Consider the following 18839-nt stretch of genomic DNA (forward strand, 5'->3'; position numbering starts at 1 on the left):
GCGCGTTGTGGATACTGGGATGCGACGACGCGATCCGCGTGAGATGGAGGACCCGATGTCAGGCACGCTGCCACCGCTCGTGGAGCCAGCCGCCGAGCTCACCAAGGAAGAGGTGGCCCGGTACAGCCGGCACCTGATCATCCCGGACGTCGGGATGACCGGGCAGAAGCGGTTGAAGAACGCGAAAGTGCTGGTGATCGGGGCTGGCGGCCTCGGCAGCCCGGCACTGCTCTACCTCGCCGCGGCCGGGGTGGGCACCCTCGGCATCGTGGACTTCGACGAGGTCGACGAGTCGAACCTGCAGCGCCAGGTGATCCACGGCCAGTCCGACATCGGCAAGCTCAAGGCGGCCTCCGCGCAGGAGTCGATCGCCGAGGTGAACCCGTACGTCAAGGTCCACCTGCACACCGAGCGGCTGGACAGCACGAACGCGCTGAAGATCTTCGAGGGCTACGACCTGATCCTGGACGGCACGGACAACTTCGCCACCCGGTACCTGGTCAACGACGCCGCGGTGCTGCTGGGCAAGCCGTACGTGTGGGGTTCGATCTTCCGTTTCGAGGGCCAGGTCAGCGTGTTCTGGGAGGACGCGCCGAACGGCAAGGGCCTGAACTACCGCGACCTCTACCCCGAGCCCCCGCCGCCGGGGATGGTGCCGTCGTGCGCCGAGGGCGGCGTGCTCGGCGTGCTGTGCGCGTCGATCGGTTCGATCATGGTGACCGAGGCGATCAAGCTCATCACCGGGATCGGCGAGCCGCTGCTCGGCCGGCTGATCAGCTACGACGCGCTGGAGATGCGCTACCGCGAGGTCAAGATCCGCAAGGACCCGGAGACGCCGAAGATCACCGAGCTGATCGACTACGAGGCGTTCTGCGGCGTGGTGTCCGACGAGGCGGCCCGCGCGGCGTCCGGCAGCACGATCACCCCGGCGGAGCTGAAGGCCAAGTTCGACAACGACGAGGTCTTCGAGCTGATCGACGTCCGCGAACCGCACGAGTACGAGATCGTGAACATCAAGGGCGCCAAGCTGATCCCGAAGGACCGGATCCTCTCCGGCGAGGCGCTCGCGGAGTTGCCGCAGGACAAGCCGATCGTGCTGCACTGCAAATCGGGCGCGCGGTCGGCGGAAGCCCTGGCGGCACTGCACGCGGCGGGCTTCAAGGACGCCACCCACCTCGGCGGCGGGGTCCTCGCCTGGGCTCGCCAGATCGACCAGAGCCTGCCCACCTACTGACCGGCTGACGGCGGCAGGAAGGGACCTTCGCTACGGCTCAACGGGAGCGGGGGACCTTTACTACGGTTGAACGGGAGTAAAGGTCCCCCGCTATTTTTTGGTGACCGGGTGCTGGGGGTCGTGAGTGGCCAGGCCGGTTAGAACCGGTCGGAACGCTCACGACCCACCCCACTCGGCGACCGTTCGCCGAACCCGTCGGTCCCGCGCGCCTGCCTGCCGCAAGCGTGAAAATCCTTGCGCCAGGACGCCAAAAAGTGTGCTCGGGCCGGTAACGTCCTGCGGCGTGTCCGCACCGCGCGAACGCCCGCCCGAGCACGTCTGCGCCGCGTTCGGCGTCCGGGCCGCCGACGCCGAGCCGATGCCGGGCGGCCTCGCCTGGCGCTGCGGTGCGGTCGTGCTGAAACCGGTGACGGACCGGGCCCGCGCGATGTTCGTCGCCCGCGTCCTCGAACGCGTCGACGTGCCCGGACTGCGGGTGGCCCGCCCGATCCGCGCCACCGACGGCCGCTGGATCCTCGCGGGCTGGGCGGCGAACCGGTATGTCACCGGATCGACCGAGCAGGGCCGGTTCGACGAGGTGGTGCTCGCGGCCGTCCGGCTGTCCCAGGCCGCCGTGGGACTGCCCCGGCCGTCCTACCGCGTCCCGGAGGACGATGTGGACGCGATCGCCGACCGGGTCGCCTGGGGCGAGCGGGAGGTGCCGCTCGACGAGACCAAGGGCGGGCGCTGGTTCGAGATCCTCGCCGCCGCGCGGCGGCCGATGCGGCAGCCGGATCAGGTGGTGCACGGCGACCTGTTCGGCACCGTGCTCTTCGACGGGGACGCGGCCCCGGGCATCGTCGACTTCAGCCCCTACTACCGCCCGGCCGAATGGGGCGCGGCGGTCGTCGCGGTGGACGCGCTCGCCTGGGGCGGCGCCGACATCGAACTGCTGCACCGGTGGGCGCACCTGCCGGAGTGGCCGCAGATGTTGTTGCGCGCCATGCTGTTCCGGCTCGCCGCGAACGCGCTGAACCCGAAGTCGACCAAGGCCGCATTGGACGGTCTGCGCGCCGCCGCCCGCGAGGTCAGCGAATTCGTCTGATCGTTTCGGGAGAAAGTGCCGGTCAGCGGCTTGACCGCGGCACTTTCCCACCAAAGTGACCGGTCTGACGCAGGCGGGGGAGATCTCACCAGCCACCAGCCCGGACACCAGTGCAATGTCAAACGCCTGAAACATTCGGGCATTTCCAGGTAACACCGCCTCCTTACCGTCGACCCACGCCGACGCGAGAGGAGGCAGCACGTGACGCTCACCGCGACCGCCCCTGCCACGGCCGTGGACACGCACTGTCCGTACTGCGCACTGCAATGCGGCATGAGCCTCACCCCGCGACCGGGAGAGACTCAAGTCACACCAAGGGATTTCCCCGCGAACGCGGGCGGTCTGTGCCAGAAGGGCTGGACGTCGGCCGCCCTGCTCACCTCGCCCGCGCGGCTCACCACCCCGCTGGTCCGCGTCGACGGCGAACTCCGGCCGTCCACCTGGGACACCGCGCTCGACCTCATCGCCCGCAAACTCACCGAGATCCAGGCGGCGCACGGGAAAGACGCGGCCGCCGTGTTCGGCGGCGGCGGGCTCACCAACGAAAAGGCTTACCTCCTCGGCAAATTCGCCCGGGTCGCGCTGCGCACCTCGCAGATCGACTACAACGGGCGGTTCTGCATGTCGTCGGCGGCGGCCGCCGGGAACAAGGCGTTCGGGATCGACCGCGGCCTCCCGTTCCCGCTCACCGATCTGGCCGAAGCGGACGCCGTGCTGCTCGTCGGCGCCAACCCGGCGGAGACCATGCCGCCGTTCGTCCAGCACCTGCGCGGCGCGACCGATGCGGGCGGGCTGATCGTCGTGGACCCGCGCCGCACGCCGACCGCCGAACAGGCGAGCCTGCACCTCGCCCCGGCGCCGGGCACGGATCTCGCGCTGGCCCTGGGAATCCTGCACGCCGTGGTCGCCGACGGGCTGTTCAACTGGTCCTATGTAGACACACGGACTCGCGGATTCGACGCGGTGTGGCGGATCGTGGCCCGGTGGTGGCCGGAACGCGTGGAACGGATCACCGGGGTCGCCGCCGCGGACCAGCGCCGGGTCGCCGCGAAACTGGCCCGGGCCCGCAACGCCTACGTGCTCACCGCGCGCGGCACCGAACAGCACGCGAGCGGCGCGGACACGGTCAGCGCGTGGATCAATCTCGCGCTCGCGCTCGGCCTGCCGGGTCGCAAAGGATCCGGATTCGGCTGCCTGACCGGGCAGGGCAACGGCCAGGGCGGCCGCGAGCACGGGCAGAAGGCCGATCAGCTCCCCGGGTACCGCAAGATCGACGATCCGGCCGCCCGCGAGCACGTCGCGAACATCTGGGGTGTCGAGCCGGACGAACTGCCCGGTCCCGGTCGTTCCGCCTACGAACTGCTGGACGCGCTCGGCACCGAGGACGGTCCCCGCGCGCTGCTGGTGTTCGGCAGCAACGTCGTGGTTTCCGCGCCCCGCGCCGCGCATGTCGCCGAGCGACTGTCCACATTGGATCTCTTGGTGGTCGCCGATCTGGTGCTGTCCGAGACCGCGGCGCTCGCCGACGTCGTGCTCCCGGTCACCCAGTGGGCCGAGGAAGAGGGCACGATGACCAACCTGGAGGGCCGGATCCTCCTGCGCCGCCAGGCGATCCGGCCCCCGGCGGGCGTGCGCACCGATCTCGAGGTGCTGAACGGGCTGGCGATCCGGCTCGGCCAGCCCGCCGATCGCTTCCCCGTCGACGCGGAAACCGTGTTCACCGAACTGCGCGCGGCCTCCCGCGGCGGGCTCGCCGACTACTCCGGGATCAGCTACGAGCGGCTGCGCGCGGGCGAGGCGCTGCACTGGCCGGTGCCCGCCGAAACGCACCCCGGCACGCCGCGCCTGTTCCTGGACCGGTTCGCGCACGCCGACGGGCGGGCCCGGTTCGTCCCGGTCGACCACGTCGGCCCGGCCGAACCGCCGGACGCCGAGTTCCCCCTGCAGGCCACCACCGGCCGGGTGCTGCAGCACTACCAGTCGGGGGCGCAGACGCGCCGGATCGAGGAACTGAGCGACGCGGTGCCCGAGGCCTACGTGGAGGTCCACCCGGACACCGCGGCCCGCCGCGGGCTCGCCGACGGCGACCGGGCCCGGATCGCCTCCCGGCGCGGCGAGACGACGGCCCGGGTGCGCTGCGTCCCCACGATGCGGCCGGATCTGGTCTTCCTGCCCTTCCACTTCCCCGGTGACCAGCGGGCGAACCTGCTCACCAATCCGGCCCTGGACCCGACCAGCCGGATGCCCGAATTCAAGGTCTGTGCCGTGAATCTTTCCACTGTGGACGGTGACTCATGAACCCGCGCAAGGTCGTCGTTCTCGGTTACGGTATGGCGGGAGCCCGGCTGGCCGAGGAGATCCGCCACCGCGACCCCGAAGGCGAACGCGTCGCGCTGACCGTGATCGGCGAGGAGACCCACCACGCCTACAACCGCGTCCTGCTCTCCGCGGTCGTCGCCGGGACCATGCGCCCGGAAACCGTGCTGCTGCACGAGGAGGACTGGGCGGAACGCCACGGCGTGACCCTGCTGCGCGGGGTCGCCGCCACCCGGATCGACCGGACCACCCGGACCGTGGCGCTTTCCGACGGATCCACAGTGGACTACGACGCCCTGGTGCTGGCCACCGGCAGCAAGCCGTGGCTGCCGCCGATCGAGGGCCTGATCACCGAGGACGGTTACCCGGCCGACGGCGTGGTCGCCTTCCGCGGCCTGGACGACTGCGAGCGGATCCTCGCGCACGCCAAGATCGGCGCGCCGGTCGCGGTGGTCGGGGGCGGGCTGCTCGGCCTCGAAGCGGCGCGCGGCCTGGCCGGGCGCGGAAACCTGGTGACCGTGGTGCACCCGGTCGGGCACCTGATGGAACGGCAGCTCGACCCGGCCGCGGGCCGTGTCCTCGCGCGCTCGCTTTCCCGGCTGGGCATCGACTTCCGGCTCGGCGCGAGCGCGGCCCGGTACCTGCCCGGCGACGGCCTGAAACTCGACGACGGCACGCATGTGCAGGCCGATCTCGTGGTCGTCTCGGCCGGGGTGCGGGCGCAGACCTCGCTGGCCGCCGACGCCGGGATCGCGGTGGACCGCGGGGTGCTCGTGGACGACGCGTTGCGCACCAGCGACGGCCGGGTGCACGCGATCGGCGACTGCGCCCAGCACCCGGGCACGGTTTCCGGGCTGGTGCAACCGGCTTGGGAACAGGCCGGGGTGCTCGCGGACCTGCTGACCGGCACGAACACCGCCGCGCGGTACCGGGGCACGCCGGTGGTGACCCGGCTCAAGGCCCGCGACATCGACCTCGCCGCGTTCGGTGACGCGCTCGTCGAGACCGACGACGAGCACACCGAGGTGGTGAGCCTGCACGACCCCGCCCGCGGCCGCTACGCCAAGCTCGTCGTCCGCGACGACAAGGTCGCCGGGGCCATCCTGCTGGGTTCCCCGGACGCCGCGGCGACCATCACCCAGCTCTACGACCGGGGCGTGCCGGTGCCCGAAGACCGGCTCGCCCTGCTGCTCGGCCGCGCGCTGCCCACCGCGGCCGCCGTCGCCGCCAGCCCGGCCGATCTGCCCGCCTCGGCGGTGGTGTGCCGGTGCAACACGGTGACCAAGGGGCGGTTGGTGGAGGCGTTCCGCGCCGGGGCGACGTCCGTGCCCGAACTGGCCTCGGTCACCAGGGCGACCACCGGCTGCGGTGGCTGCCGGGACGCGGTGTGCGGCATCGCGGACTGGCTGGCAAGTACTTCCTAGATCTTCCCGAAAGGAGCGAGCATGACCGTGACCGCGGAAGCCACCCGTAAGCGGTGGATCGAGCACTGGGATCCCGAGGACGAGACGTTCTGGGAGAACACCGGGCGGAAGGTGGCCCGGCGGAACCTGATCTTTTCCATCTTCGCCGAGCACGTGGGATTCTCGATCTGGACCCTGTGGTCGGTCATGGTCCTGTTCATGGGCAAGGACTACGGTCTCTCGGCGGCGGACAAGTTCCTGCTGGTGTCCACGCCGACCCTGGTCGGATCCATCCTCCGGCTGCCCTACACGCTGGCGGTGGCGAAGTTCGGCGGCCGCAACTGGACGATCTTCAGCGCCGGAATGCTGCTGGTGCCGACGGTCCTGGCCGCGATCGTGATGCAGCCGGGCACGTCGTTCGGCGTTTTCCTGCTGGTGGCGGCGATCGGCGGGGTCGGCGGCGGGAACTTCGCCTCATCGATGACGAACATCAACACCTTCTACCCGGAGCGCCGCAAGGGCTGGGCGCTCGGGCTGAACGCGGGCGGTGGCAACCTGGGCGTCGCGGTGATCCAGCTGGTCGCCCTGCTGGTGCTCGGCACGGTGGGCGCGGCCTCGCCGCGGCTGGTGCTGTGGATCTACATTCCGCTGATCGTGCTGGCCACTCTGGGTGCCGCGCTGTACATGGACAACATCGCCAGCGTGCGCAACGACAAGCGGTCGATGCGCGAGGTGATCAAGGAACCGCAGGCGTGGGTGATGTCGTTCCTCTACATCGGCACGTTCGGCTCGTTCATCGGGTACAGCTTCGCGTTCGGCCTGGTGCTGCAGAACCAGTTCCACCGCAGCCCGGTGCAGGCGGCCGCGGTGACCTTCCTCGGCCCGCTGCTCGGTTCGCTGTCCCGGCCGCTGGGCGGCAAGCTGTCCGACCGGATCGGTGGCGCGAAGGTCACCCTCGTCACCTTCGTGGCGATGGCGCTGGGTGCCGGGTTGACCATCGTCGCCTCGAACGCGCAGTCGCTGTCGCTGTACACGCTGGGTTTCATCGTGTTGTTCGTGCTGTCGGGGATCGGGAACGGCTCGACGTACAAGATGATCCCGGCGATCTTCCGCACCAAGGCCGCGCTCGCGATCGACGCGGGCGCGGACCAGGCGACCGAACTGCTCAAGGCCAGGCGCCTGTCCGGCGCGCTGATCGGCGTCGCCGGGGCGATCGGGGCGCTCGGCGGATTGTTCATCAACCTGGCGTTCCGGGCCTCGTTCCAGAGCTTCGGCTCCGGGGACATCGCCTTCTACTCGTTCCTGGCCTTCTACGTGGTGTGCGCGGTGACCACCTGGGCGGTGTACCTGCGCGGCGAATTCGCCCGCTCCTCCCAGCAGGTCGCCCTCGCCGGAGTCGGGGTGTGACGTGGTCGACGTACCCATCGCACCCTTCCTGACCTGGGAAGAGAGGTCTTGGTAACACCGGCGAAATAGCGCGGAAGCAGGCGTGACACGAGCGCTGGTGAGCATGGGACGTAACCGTTGATGGAGGTTGACGCAGATGAGTCGCACGCTGGTCGTCGTCGGACACGGCATGGTCGCCCACCGCCTGGTGGAGGCGGTCCGCGCCGAAGACCAAGCGGGCGCGTGGCGGATCGTCGTCCTCGCCGAGGAGGCGCGCCCGGCCTACGACCGGGTCGCCCTGACGTCCTATGTAGACGGTTGGGATCCGGCGGCACTGGCCTTGCCCGGCGCGGACTACGCGAACGACGAGCACGTCGAACTCCGGCTCGGCGACCCGGCCGTCGAGGTGGACCGCGACCGGCGCACGGTCACCACGGCGGCCGGGCACGTCCAGGACTACGACGTCCTGGTCCTGGCCACCGGTTCGCGCCCGTTCGTCCCGCCGGTGCCGGGGCACGACCTGCCCGGCTGCTTCGTGTACCGCACGATCGAGGATCTGGACGCGATCCGCGAGGCGGCCGAGCGGTCCGGCACCGGCCGCCGCGCGGCGATGGTCGTCGGCGGCGGGCTGCTCGGGCTGGAAGCGGCGAAAGCCTTGCGCGACATGGGGTTGTCCCCGCACGTCGTGGAGATGGGCCCGCGCCTGATGCCGTTGCAGGTGGACGAGGGCGGCGGCGGCCTGCTGCGCCGCCTGATCACCGCCCTCGACGTCACCGTGCACACCGGGACCTCGACGAACTCGATCGAAGCCGACGGCGACCGCCTGCTCGCCAAACTGGGCAACGGCACCGAACTGGACCTCGACCTGGTGGTGTTCTCCGCCGGCGTGCGGCCCCGGGACGAGCTGGCCCGCGCGTGCGGGCTGGACGTCGGCGAGCGCGGCGGCGTGCTGGTCGACAACGCCTGCCGCACCAGCGATCCGGCGATCTACGCGATCGGCGAGGTCGCCGCGGTCGAGGGCCGGGTCTACGGGATCGTGGCGCCCGGGTACGCGATGGCCGAGGTGGCCGCGGCCCGGATCGCGGGCGGCGGCGAGGCGACCTTCCCCGAACCGGACACCTCCACCAAGCTCAAGCTGATGGGCGTGGACGTCGCCAGCTTCGGCGACGCGCACGCGAAAACCGAAGGCGCGCTGGAGGTCGTGTTCAACGACGCGGTCGCCGGTTCGTACAAGAAACTCGTGGTCTCCGACGATTCGCACACCCTGCTCGGCGGGGTGCTGGTCGGCGACGCGAGCGAGTACAACATGCTGCGCGCGCTCGTCGGGCGGCCGTTGCCCGCCGATCCCGGGGCGATCCTGGCCCCGGCGGGCAGCGGGGAGAACGCGGTCGGCGTGGACGCGCTGCCGGACAGCGCGCAGATCTGCTCCTGCAACGCGGTGAGCAAGGGCGCCATCACCGACGCGATCGTCTCCGGCGGCTGCGATTCGGTCGCCAAGATCAAGGGCTGCACCCGGGCGGGCACGGCCTGCGGTTCGTGCGTGCCGATGCTGAGCAAACTGCTCGACTCGTGCGGCGTCGAACAGTCCAAGGCGCTGTGCGAGCACTTCACGCATTCGCGCGCGGAGTTGTTCGAGATCATCCGGGCCACCCGGCTGGGCACGTTCAGCGAGGTGATCGCCAAGCACGGCACCGGAAGCGGCTGCGCCATCTGCAAACCGGCGATCGCGTCCATCCTGGCGACCCTGGGCAACGGCCACATCCTCGGCGGCGAGCAGGCGACGCTGCAGGACACCAACGACCGGTTCCTGGCCAACATGCAGCGCAACGGCACCTATTCGGTGGTGCCGCGGGTGCCCGGCGGCGAGATCACCCCGGAGAAGCTGATCGCGATCGGCGAGGTCGCGAAGGACTTCGGGCTGTACACCAAGATCACCGGCGGCCAGCGGATCGACCTGTTCGGCGCGACCGTGGACCAGCTCCCGCACATCTGGCGGCGGCTGGTGGACGCCGGTTTCGAATCCGGGCACGCGTACGGCAAGGCGCTGCGCACGGTGAAGTCGTGCGTCGGGTCCACCTGGTGCCGGTACGGCGTGCAGGACAGCGTCGGCCTCGCGGTGGAACTCGAACTGCGGTACCGCGGGCTGCGCTCGCCGCACAAGCTCAAGGCGGGCGTTTCCGGCTGCGCCCGCGAATGCGCCGAGGCGCGCGGCAAGGACTTCGGCGTGATCGCCACCGAGAACGGCTGGAACCTCTACGTCGGCGGGAACGGCGGCACGATGCCCCGGCATGCGCAGCTGCTGGTGTCCGATGTGGACACCGAGACGCTGATCCGGATCATCGACCGGTTCCTGATGTTCTACGTGCGCACCGCGGACCGGTTGCAGCGCACCGCGCCGTGGATCGAGGAACTGGACGGCGGCCTGGACCATCTGCGCGAGGTCATCGTCGACGACAGCCTCGGCATCTGCGCCGAACTGGAGGCCGCGATGGCCGAGCACATCGCGAACTACGCCGACGAATGGCGTGGCGTTCTGGAGGATCCGGAGAAGCTGGCCCGGTTCACCTCGTTCGTGAACGCGCCCGGCACGCCCGATCCCACGATCTCGTTCCGGATGGAACGTGAGCAGAAGGTACCCGTGATGCTGGGGGTTCCGGAGGTGGTTTCCCGATGACCGCGATGGCCGAACTGACCTGGACTCCGGTGTGCCCGGTGGAAGCCGTGCTGCCGGGCAGCGGCGTGGCCGCGCTGCTGCCCGGGGACATCCAGGTGGCGATCTTCCTGGCCGGGGACGGCGAGTTCTACGCACTGTCCAATATGGATCCCTTCAGCGGGGCGGCGGTGCTGGCGCGCGGGATCGTCGGCGACACCGGGGGAGTCCCGACGGTCGCGTCGCCGATCTACAAGGAGCGGTTCGACCTGCGTACCGGCGCCTGCCTGGACGACGCCGAGGTCGAGATCACGAGCTACCCGGTGCGGGTGGCCGACGGCATTGTGCACGTGGGGTCGCCATGACCGATACGGCCGTCCTGCCACTCGCGGGTTTCGCGGTGGGGATCACCGCGGCGCGCCGGGCCGACGAACTCGGCGCGCTGCTGGTGCGCAAGGGGGCGACCGTCCGTTATGGACCGGCGATCCGGATCGTGCCGCTGGCCGATGACACCGAGCTGTACGCGGCGACGAAACGGTTGCTGAGCGGGCCGATCGACGTGGTGGTCGCGACCACCGGGATCGGTTTCCGCGGCTGGATCGAGGCGGCCGAGGGCTGGGGACTGGGGGACGAGCTGCTGACCCGGCTGGGCCGGACCGCGGTGCTCACCCGGGGGCCGAAGGCCAAGGGCGCGGTCCGCGCTGCGGGACTGTCCGAAGTGTACTCACCGCGTTCGGAGAGCAACGCCGAAGTGCTGCAGCACCTGCTGGAGTCCGGTGTGGAGGGTCAGCGGATCGCCGTGCAGCTGCATGGGGAACCGCTGCCGTACTTCGTCGACTCGCTGCGCTCGGCGGGCGCGGAGGTGATCGAGGTCCCGGTGTACCGCTGGGTGGGCCCGGCCGATCCCGGGCCGCTGGACCGGTTGCTGGACGCCGTGCTGGAGGGGGCGATCGACGCGATGCCGTTCACCAGCGCGCCGGCGGCGGCCAGCACGCTGGCCGTGGCCAAGCGGACCGGGCGGCTCGCCGCCCTGGTGAACGCGATGACGCAACGGGTGCTGGTGGCCTGCGTCGGCCCGATCTGCGCGGGACCGCTGGCGGCGCTGGGCATTCCCGTGGTGCAGCCGGAACGCGCGCGCATCGGCGCGCTCGCCCGGACGGTGTCGCAGGCGCTCGAGGAGCGGTCGCCCCGGATCCGCGCGGCGGGGCGGCAGATCGAACTGCGCGGCCAGGCGGCCCTTGTGGACGGTCAGTTGTGCGAGGTGGCCCCGGCGCCGATGGCGGTCCTGCGCGCGCTGGCCACCGAACCGGGTCGCGTGGTGTCCCGGCGGGAACTGACCTCGGCGCTGCCCAGCGGCGGGGAGGAACACGCGGTGGAGACGGCGATCGGGAGGTTGCGGACGTCCCTGGGAGAGGGGCGGATGGTGCAGACCGTGGTGAAGCGCGGCTACCGGCTCGCGGTGGAACGGGAGTACACATGATCGTCCTGGTGGCGCACGGGACCCGCGATCCGGCCGGGCCCGTGGTGATCGAGGAACTGGCCCAGCGGGTGCGGTCGGCTGGCGTGCGGGTGCGGATCGCCTACGCCGATGTGCGGGACCCGGACGTGACGACCGTGCTGCGGTCGGTGGCCGAACCGGTCGTGGTGCTCCCGGCCTTCCTGGCCGCCGGGTACCACGTGCGCACGGACATCCCCGCGCAGATCGAGGCGAGCGGGCACCGCGCGGTGACGCTGGCCGATTCCTTCGGCCCCGCGCCGGAACTCGTGCGCGCGATGCGGGACCGGTTGCTCGCCGCGGGCTACCGGCCGGGCGACGGCGTGGTCCTCGCGGCGGCGGGCTCGAGCGACCGGCGGGCCCTGGTCGACGTGCACGACGCCGCCTACGCGCTGAGCACCCGGCTCGGCGCCGCCGTCCGGGTCGGCTACGCCGCCACGGCGAGCCCGTCGGTCGCCGACGCGGTCGCCGAGGTCCGGGCCCGTCATTCCCGGGTCGCGGTCGCCTCCTGGCTGCTCGCCCCGGGCCTGTTCCAGCAACGGGTGCGCGACTGCGGCGCCGACGCCATCGCCGAACCGCTGGGCACCCATCCGGGCGTGGCCGACCTGATCGTCCGCCGCTACGTCGAAGCCCGCACCCGCCTCGCCGCCGCCTGATCGTCGGCTGCCGTACACGTGCGCGACAGCGGCCGGTCATGATCGCTCGCTTACGTTCGCTTGGTACGCGAGACGTGAGGAGTGTTCGGGTTATGGATCGCAGGGCGTTCATGGTGGCCGCCGGGGGCGCGGCGGGGGCGGCGTTGCTGCCGGGGCAGGCCCAGGCGCGGCCGGACTGGGGAGCGACCGGACCGGTCGTGCGGTTCAACGTCCTCAGCGACATCCAGGGCGACCTCGCCGATTTCGGCCGCGCGCTCGACGATCTGCACGCGATCAACCCGGGCAGCGCCGGGCTCGGCATCGCGGGCGACATCACGCCGCGCGGCTACGACTTCGAGTACGCCCAGGTGCGCGCGACCCTGGACCAGCACCCGCACCCGCGCGAGGTCGCCTGGGCGATCGGCAACCACGAGTTCTACGTGCCGAAGTGGCGGGACCCGGACACCCTCGCCCAGGAGACCTGGCCCAACGGCACCACGGAGGACTCGCTCTTCCGCAGCTTCTTCCACTTCGCGGGCCGCAACACGGTTTACACCGAAACGTCGTTCGGCGGGATTCCGGTGCTCTGCCTCGGCACCGAGCGCTACGCCAAGTACCACGACCCGAAGCTCTGGGACGAGGTGTGGATCAGCGACCAGCAGTTCACCTGGCTCGAGCAGCGGCTGAAGTTCTGGGCCAGCTGGCGCAAACCGGTGATGGTGCTGACCCACCACCCGTTGCCGAACACGGTTTCCGGCACGCACAACAAGCTCTACCTGTCCGACTACCTGCAACCCGACCGGCTGCTGTCGATCCTCGGCCGCTACCCGGACGTGTTCCTGTTCTCCGGGCACACGCACTGGGACCTCACCCTGTCCGACTGGGTGGTGCGCCGGGTCGTGCCGGGCACCGGCAACCTCGAAGGCTTCACCGTGGTCAACACCGCCGCCGTGCAAGTCGGCTGGCGCGACGACGGCAAGGGCGGCGAGGTGTCCCTCGGCGGCGCGTTCAACCAGGGCCTCCAGGTCGAGGTCTCGCGCCGCACGGTCGTGATCAAGGCCCGCGATTTCACCACCGGCACCTGGCTGAAGCAGATCACCGTCCCCCTGCACACCCCGGGGTCGTGAGCGGGCTGGATCTCACTTCAGATCACCCGACATCACGCTTACCGCGCATTATCGCGTACAATGATAAGCATGGGAGAAAACCGTGTACCTTTGAATGACGAGCCGCCGATTGCGGGGAGGGTGTCGGGAATCTCCTTCGATTCTGGGGACGGAGCGATGGAGTCCATCGTGTGCCCGCGGTGTGCCGCCGATGGTCCATTTACCGTGCTTTTGAATTCGGTCCTGGTATGCCCATCGCAACACCGTTTCACTGATCCTCGTTTAAGGCCGGATATGACCCCGGTCGCCGTTGACCGGATGTCCGGATCTGAGCTTGCGGCGATACAGGTCGACGACGACCAGGCTTAGGCGGTCGTGACACTGAACAATAAGGTGGGCATTGCAAGCAGTACTGCCCGCCCTTCATGGTTTCCCCTGAAGGGCGGGCGGTTTCTTTTGATTGGAATACTAACGAACGCAGGCTGGCGGTCTAGTGCGGAACCATTTGTAGCCTGGCACTTTCACAAATCCGAAGTAGCAATCGTTCGCCAGGCCGGTCCGTTGCATCCCATTTATGCTATGTGCATGTGAAGTGAACCATTCGGTTCCTCTCATGTAGCCTGTATGCCGCCCCGAAATCTTAAACATCACGACCCTACGGTCAGAAGTGGAACCAGGAACCACCTGACGAGCTTTCCCGTGCGATGTCGAGTGCTTAACCTTTCTTGGTTGCTTCTTTCGGAGGAAGTTGATGACACGTACTTGACTATGCGAGATCGACTTCACGATGCCTAGTGTTGACCTGTGGACCCTTCCAGGAAACTGAGACGTGTCTGGTGCAGCCGAACGCGCGAATAGCTGTGCGGCACGGGCACGAACTCCGCTCACGACCCCCAGGTGATCCGCACGTCCGGGAAGCCCCGGGTCGCCGCGGCTCGTTCGGCCTCCGCTTCCAGGGAGGCGCGAATCGGCGGCGGGAGTGTCCAGAATGGACTGAGGGTGAAGTCGAGGCGTTTCCCGCTCGACTTGGTGCGCCAGGTTCCGGCGACCTCGCCGTCGGCGAGCATGACGCCGGGGTTACCCAGGATCTTCCACACCTCCTTCCGTGCCGCCTTGTCCGGCACCAGCGATTCCCGGTCCCGCGCCTGCAGGAACGGATCCCACGGCGGCAACAGGCGCGCGGGCGCCGGTTCGGGCGGGTTCTCCAGCAGCGGCAACCGGGACGCGGGCAGGAACGCGGCCCGGCCGTCCACCCGCACCTCGGCGAGGTCGTCCGGCCACATCCCGGCGACGACCGTTTTCGTGGTGCCCGCGAAACCCGCCGCTTCGGCGGTCGTCGCCGGACCGTGCAGGGCGAGGTACGCCGCCACCACCCGGGTCGCGGCCGGAACGTCCGGGCTGGTCACCATCCGGCCCCGCCCCTCGATCGGTGCGAGGGTCGCCGGGGCCGCCCCGGCGACCAGCCGGACGCCCGCATGCGGGGCGGCCACGCGCATCAGCTGTTCGAGGATGTGCGTGGCCTGGCAGCCCCGGCACCAGAAGGACAGCCCGGCCGGGATGATCTTGGTGACCGCGGCGCTGACCGCCCCCTTGGTCATCGGTTCGGTCACCACCTCGCGGATCGCGCGGGCCGCGGTGAACAGCGCCTCGGTCGCCGGCATACCCGCGGCGGTGACCTGCTTGCGCTGCCAGGTCATCCGCGCCATGGCGTCGGCTTCGCTGAGCGGGATCAGCGCCCGGACGACTTCGGCCAGCTCGCCTGCCCGGTGCACGTGCGGCGCACCCCGGTGCGTCCACGCGAGAACGAACCGAGGATCGTCCACAAAGGACTCGGCGGTGACCTCGCCCCGCAGCCGGGCCGCGAGCGCGAGGGCCACCGAGTCCCGCTGGTTGTCCTGGACCCCGAGATCGAACACGGCGAGTTCCGCCGGATCGGATTCCGTGCGATGCAGGCCGTGCGCCGCGACGCGGTAAGCCATCACCTGCCTGCGATCGACCTCCAGCATCGCGCCTCCTCTAGAACGAATACTCGAACGTGTAGGACATCGCCTCCGCGCCTGCCGCGCCGGAAATCCCACCCGAACCGGTCAGGCCGCGCAACTCGCCGGTACCCGAACCGGGCACCACGGTCCACGTCCCCTCGATTCCCCGCGGATCGAAACCCACCTCGTGCCGGATCACGAAGCTGCCCTTGCGACCGGCGACGCTGCCGGTGATCCGCTCCAGGCCGGGCGAGGTCGTCCCGCCGCCGTCGTAGCCCTCCCCGGCGTAGTAGAGCAGCGAATCGCTCACCGACTCGCCCTCGATCACCCCGGAATACCGCATGGTCGCGTGCGCGTAGGCGAAGCGCGGCGTGCCCTCCTCGCCGCTGACGATCTTCTCGTCCCAGCTGAGCGGGACGAACGTGTTCTCGGACATGGCAGCTCCTCTCGTCGGTGACCACAGCCTGCCGCACATACCTGTCAGGTCGTGTCAGGTTTTATGCGCGATACTCGAAGCATGCGAGCGAGCAGGCTGCTGTCGGTGCTGTTGCTGCTGCAGAACCGCGGCCGGATGACGGCCGACGAACTGGCCGAGGAGCTCGAGGTGTCGGTGCGCACGGTGTACCGGGACATCGAGGCGTTGTCCGCCGCCGGGGTGCCGGTGTACGCGGACCGCGGCCGGACCGGCGGCTACCAGCTCGTCGACGGCTACCGCACGCGGCTGACCGGGCTGACCGAGCAGGAGGCGCAGTCGCTGCCGCTGGCCGGGCTCCCCGGCGCGGCGGCCGAGCTCGGCCTGGGCACCGTGCTGGCCGCGGCCCAGCTCAAGCTCTACGCCGCGCTGCCCGCCGAGCTGCGCAGCCGGGCCGGGAAGGTCGCCGAGCGCTTCTACCTCGACGTCCCCGGCTGGCACCGGGGCATCGAAAGCCTGCCGTGGCTGTCGGTGATCGCCGACAGCGTCTGGCAGTCGCGGCGGCTGCGAGTCCGGTACCGGCGCTGGGGCAATCGCGAGGTGGACCGCGTTCTCGATCCGCTCGGGCTGATCCTCAAGGCGGGCAACTGGTATCTCGCCGCGCGCTGCGACGGCAGCGACCGGACCTACCGGGTGTCCCGGATCCTCGAGCTCACCGAACTCGGCGAGACCTTCGAACGGCCGCCGGAGTTCGACCTGGCCGAGTACTGGCGGGAGTGGTCCGAGGGGTTCGAGCAGCGGATGTATCCGCGCGTTGCGGTGGTGCGGATGTCACCGCGCGCCCGGGCCCTCGTACCGTTCTACCTGGGCGCGGTCGGAGCACGCGCCGTGCGCGAGGCCGAAGCCGCCGCCGAACCGGACTCCGGCGGCTGGTTGAGCGTCGAGCTGCCGGTGGAACCCGGCGAACCGGCGCTCGGCGAGTTGCTGCGGTTCGGGCCGCACCTGCAGGTCCTCGAACCCGCCGACCTGCGCGAACAGGTCGCCGAAGCGATCAGGAAGATGGGCGCCCACTATGGCTGAACTGACCGGAGTGACGATCGGGGTGACCGCCGAACGCCGCGCGGAGGAGTTCATCGGCGCCCTGGAGCGCAACGGCGCGACCGTCTGGCACGCGCCCGCCCTGCGGATCGTCCCCTTGCCGGACGACGAACGCCTGCGCGCGGCGACCGAGGAGGTGCTCGCCGGGGACGTGGATCTCACGGCGGTCACCACCGGCCAGGGTTTCCGGGGCTGGCTGGAGGCGGCCGAGGGCTGGGGACTGCGCGACCGGCTGGTGACCTCGCTCGCCGGTTCCCGGGTGTGCACCCGCGGGCCCAAGTCCACCGGCGCCGTCCGCGGGGCCGGGCTCCGCGAGGGCTGGTCCGCGCCGGACGAGAGCAACCGCGCGCTCTTCGAGCACCTGCATGAGTCCGGTGTGGACGGTCGCCGGATCGCGGTCCAACTGCACGGGGGACCGTTGCCGGAGTTCGTGGAGCCGTTGCGGGCCGCGGGTGCCCGGGTCGTCGAGGTGCAGCCGTACCGGTGGCTGCCGCCCGCCGAACCGGACCGGGTGTACCGCCTGATCGACGGGGTCCTCGCCGGGCGGGTGGACGCGCTGGCGTTCACCAGCGCGCCGGCGGCGGCGAACCTGCTCCGGATGGCGTGCGAACACGGCCGCTACGAGGAGTTCGTGGCCGCGCTCCGGCGCGAGCACGTGGTGTGCGCCTGCGTCGGGCCGGTCACCGCCGCGCCGCTGGCCGAGCTCGGCGTGCCGACCCGGCAGCCCGCGCGGCAGCGCCTGGGCGCGCTGGTCAAACTGCTGGCCGCCGAACTGGGCCGGTGAGCCCGGTCAGTCCTCGTCGACGAGGGGCTCTCCCGCCTCGATCTTGCGCATGCTCTCCCGGCTCTCCTGCTCCTCGGAGACGCCCTGGCGCCAGTACCCGGTGAACGTGATGGCGCGCTTGTCGATCCCGCGTTCGCGCACCAGGTGCCGCCGCGCGAACTTGACCAGCCCGGCCTCCCCGGCGAGCCAGGCATACGGCTGCCCGTCCGGGAACTCGGCGGCGCGGACCGCGTCCAGCACGGCCTCGCCATAGCCGCGCGATCCCCGGACGATCCAGTGCACCTCGGCGCGGCCGCGGGTCTCGAACTGCTGCTTGTCGGCCGGGTCGTCGAGTTCGATCCAGACCTGCGCGGGCTGGCCGTCCGGCAGCCCTTCGAGGATCCCGGCGATCGCGGGCACCGCGGTTTCGTCGCCGACCAGCAGCTGCCATTCGGTGCCCTCGGGCACGGCGTACAGGCCGCCCGGCCCGATGAACGCCACCTCGTCCCCGGGTTTCGCCGCCTGCGCCCACCGGGTCGCCGGTCCGGTGTCCCCGTGCACCACGAAATCGACGTCGAGTTCGGCCTGTTCCGGCCGGTGCGCGCGCACGGTGTAGGTCCGCATCGGCGGCCGCACGTCGTCCGGCATCGCCAGGTAGCGGCGGTACCAGGACAGCCGGTCTTCCTCGTGCGGCGGGAGCACCGGCCGCTCCTGGCCGCTGAGCGGGAAGAAAACCTTGATGTACGCGTCCGGGCCGCCGTTCACGAACTCGCGGACCTGCTCGCCGGCCAGGGTGATCCGCACCATGTGCGGGGTCAGCTCGCGGACCCTCGCCACCTGGACCAGGTTGTACCCCAGCGTCTGCCGGGTCTCCGATGTCGCGGTCATGTGCTCGCCCCCTTCACTGCTAATTAGGCGAGGCTAACCTATCTACCCTAGAAGAGGCCAGCTTCGGCTTCTTCCTCCTCCTGTGGCGACCGCCACCGGTAGACGCGCAGGTTCACCCGCTCACCGTCGGCGAGGACGCCCTCCGCGCGCAGCCGCTCGAGTTGCTCGTGCTGGAGGTGGGGCGCGGGCGTGCCGTTGGCGCGCAGGATCCGGTGCCAGGGCAGATCGTGGCCGTCCTCGGCGAGGATCCGGCCGACCAGGCGGGGCGACGGCGCGCCCGCGATCGCCGCGATGTCGCCGTAGGTCGCGACCTTTCCGGCGGGCACCCCGGCGATGACCTCCCGCACCCGCTCGTGCAGTTCATCGTCCATACGCTCACTATGCACT

Annotated in this window: 16 protein-coding genes; 12 read left to right on the top strand and 4 right to left on the bottom strand. The window is 70.5% G+C overall.

From position 1 onward, the window contains the following. Positions 1-55 precede the first annotated feature (55 nt). The 10 genes from moeZ (at position 56) to FXO23_RS15750 (ending at position 13330) form a co-directional block, all read left to right on the top strand. Positions 56-1234, top strand: a complete 1179-nt coding sequence (gene moeZ, locus FXO23_RS15705) for an adenylyltransferase/sulfurtransferase MoeZ (RefSeq protein WP_158885416.1) — start codon at positions 56-58, stop codon at positions 1232-1234. A 283-nt stretch (positions 1235-1517) separates the two neighbouring features. Next, entirely contained in the window at positions 1518-2318 is an 801-nt protein-coding gene (locus tag FXO23_RS15710) for a TIGR02569 family protein (RefSeq protein WP_158885418.1), read from the top strand. 201 nt (positions 2319-2519) lie between these two features. Then, positions 2520-4616, top strand: a complete 2097-nt coding sequence (locus FXO23_RS15715) for a molybdopterin oxidoreductase family protein (RefSeq protein ID WP_158885420.1) — start codon at positions 2520-2522, stop codon at positions 4614-4616. Beyond that, positions 4613-6058 (top strand): FAD-dependent oxidoreductase, encoded by a 1446-nt coding sequence (locus FXO23_RS15720; protein WP_158885422.1) that lies wholly within the window; start codon positions 4613-4615, stop codon positions 6056-6058. The genes FXO23_RS15715 and FXO23_RS15720 overlap by 4 nt, the downstream gene beginning before the upstream one ends. 21 nt (positions 6059-6079) lie before the next feature. After that, positions 6080-7444, top strand: a complete 1365-nt coding sequence (locus FXO23_RS15725) for an MFS transporter (RefSeq protein WP_158885424.1) — start codon at positions 6080-6082, stop codon at positions 7442-7444. Positions 7445-7580: 136 nt separating this feature from the next. Next, a complete protein-coding gene (gene nirB, locus FXO23_RS15730) occupies positions 7581-10097 on the top strand; it encodes a nitrite reductase large subunit NirB (RefSeq protein ID WP_158885426.1) in 2517 nt (838 codons plus the stop codon). Continuing rightward, a complete protein-coding gene (gene nirD / locus FXO23_RS15735; protein WP_158885428.1) occupies positions 10094-10438 on the top strand; it encodes a nitrite reductase small subunit NirD in 345 nt (114 codons plus the stop codon). The genes nirB and nirD overlap by 4 nt, the downstream gene beginning before the upstream one ends. Further along, on the top strand, positions 10435-11553 hold the full coding sequence (locus tag FXO23_RS15740; RefSeq protein ID WP_158885430.1) for a uroporphyrinogen-III synthase: 1119 nt from the start codon (positions 10435-10437) through the stop codon (positions 11551-11553). Before nirD ends, FXO23_RS15740 begins: the two co-directional genes overlap by 4 nt. Next, a complete protein-coding gene (locus tag FXO23_RS15745; protein WP_158885432.1) occupies positions 11550-12224 on the top strand; it encodes a sirohydrochlorin chelatase in 675 nt (224 codons plus the stop codon). Before FXO23_RS15740 ends, FXO23_RS15745 begins: the two co-directional genes overlap by 4 nt. 92 nt (positions 12225-12316) lie before the next feature. After that, positions 12317-13330, top strand: a complete 1014-nt coding sequence (locus tag FXO23_RS15750; protein WP_246257302.1) for a metallophosphoesterase family protein — start codon at positions 12317-12319, stop codon at positions 13328-13330. An 863-nt stretch (positions 13331-14193) separates the two neighbouring features. Here the strand turns inward: FXO23_RS15750 and FXO23_RS15755 are convergent. Together FXO23_RS15755 and FXO23_RS15760 are read right to left on the bottom strand one after the other, a co-directional pair. Then, on the bottom strand, positions 14194-15315 hold the full coding sequence (locus tag FXO23_RS15755; RefSeq protein WP_158885434.1) for a DNA glycosylase AlkZ-like family protein: 1122 nt from the start codon (positions 15313-15315) through the stop codon (positions 14194-14196). 10 nt (positions 15316-15325) lie between these two features. Next, a complete protein-coding gene (locus FXO23_RS15760) occupies positions 15326-15727 on the bottom strand; it encodes a DUF3224 domain-containing protein (RefSeq protein ID WP_158885436.1) in 402 nt (133 codons plus the stop codon). Between the two features lie 81 nt (positions 15728-15808). Between FXO23_RS15760 and FXO23_RS15765 the strand changes: the two genes are divergently transcribed. Together FXO23_RS15765 and FXO23_RS15770 are read left to right on the top strand one after the other, a co-directional pair. Continuing rightward, positions 15809-16783, top strand: a complete 975-nt coding sequence (locus FXO23_RS15765) for a helix-turn-helix transcriptional regulator (RefSeq protein ID WP_158885438.1) — start codon at positions 15809-15811, stop codon at positions 16781-16783. Further along, positions 16776-17585, top strand: a complete 810-nt coding sequence (locus FXO23_RS15770) for a uroporphyrinogen-III synthase (RefSeq protein WP_158885440.1) — start codon at positions 16776-16778, stop codon at positions 17583-17585. The genes FXO23_RS15765 and FXO23_RS15770 overlap by 8 nt, the downstream gene beginning before the upstream one ends. A 6-nt stretch (positions 17586-17591) precedes the next feature. Here FXO23_RS15770 and FXO23_RS15775 read toward each other — a convergent pair whose 3' ends face one another. Further along, positions 17592-18452: a siderophore-interacting protein gene (locus tag FXO23_RS15775; protein ID WP_158885442.1), complete on the bottom strand. Its 861-nt coding sequence runs from the start codon at positions 18450-18452 to the stop codon at positions 17592-17594. Positions 18453-18499: 47 nt separating this feature from the next. Next, positions 18500-18823 (bottom strand): MGMT family protein, encoded by a 324-nt coding sequence (locus tag FXO23_RS15780; RefSeq protein WP_158885444.1) that lies wholly within the window; start codon positions 18821-18823, stop codon positions 18500-18502. Positions 18824-18839 lie beyond the last annotated feature (16 nt).

It is taken from the genome of Amycolatopsis anabasis, from assembly GCF_009765355.1.
GTDB classification, from domain to species: Bacteria; Actinomycetota; Actinomycetes; order Mycobacteriales; family Pseudonocardiaceae; genus Amycolatopsis; species Amycolatopsis anabasis.

Excerpts from the sequence above, each read along its gene's own strand:
- moeZ (WP_158885416.1), top strand. The coding sequence starts at position 56 with ATGTCAGGCACGCTGCCACCGCTCGTGGAGCCAGCCGCCGAGCTCACC.
- FXO23_RS15720 (WP_158885422.1), top strand. The coding sequence starts at position 4,613 with ATGAACCCGCGCAAGGTCGTCGTTCTCGGTTACGGTATGGCGGGAGCC.
- FXO23_RS15725 (WP_158885424.1), top strand. The coding sequence starts at position 6,080 with ATGACCGTGACCGCGGAAGCCACCCGTAAGCGGTGGATCGAGCACTGG.
- nirB (WP_158885426.1), top strand. The coding sequence starts at position 7,581 with ATGAGTCGCACGCTGGTCGTCGTCGGACACGGCATGGTCGCCCACCGC.
- nirD (WP_158885428.1), top strand. The coding sequence starts at position 10,094 with ATGACCGCGATGGCCGAACTGACCTGGACTCCGGTGTGCCCGGTGGAA.
- FXO23_RS15740 (WP_158885430.1), top strand. The coding sequence starts at position 10,435 with ATGACCGATACGGCCGTCCTGCCACTCGCGGGTTTCGCGGTGGGGATC.
- FXO23_RS15745 (WP_158885432.1), top strand. The coding sequence starts at position 11,550 with ATGATCGTCCTGGTGGCGCACGGGACCCGCGATCCGGCCGGGCCCGTG.
- FXO23_RS15750 (WP_246257302.1), top strand. The coding sequence starts at position 12,317 with ATGGATCGCAGGGCGTTCATGGTGGCCGCCGGGGGCGCGGCGGGGGCG.
- FXO23_RS15755 (WP_158885434.1), bottom strand. The coding sequence starts at position 15,315 with ATGCTGGAGGTCGATCGCAGGCAGGTGATGGCTTACCGCGTCGCGGCG.
- FXO23_RS15760 (WP_158885436.1), bottom strand. The coding sequence starts at position 15,727 with ATGTCCGAGAACACGTTCGTCCCGCTCAGCTGGGACGAGAAGATCGTC.
- FXO23_RS15765 (WP_158885438.1), top strand. The coding sequence starts at position 15,809 with ATGCGAGCGAGCAGGCTGCTGTCGGTGCTGTTGCTGCTGCAGAACCGC.
- FXO23_RS15770 (WP_158885440.1), top strand. The coding sequence starts at position 16,776 with ATGGCTGAACTGACCGGAGTGACGATCGGGGTGACCGCCGAACGCCGC.
- FXO23_RS15775 (WP_158885442.1), bottom strand. The coding sequence starts at position 18,452 with ATGACCGCGACATCGGAGACCCGGCAGACGCTGGGGTACAACCTGGTC.
- FXO23_RS15780 (WP_158885444.1), bottom strand. The coding sequence starts at position 18,823 with ATGGACGATGAACTGCACGAGCGGGTGCGGGAGGTCATCGCCGGGGTG.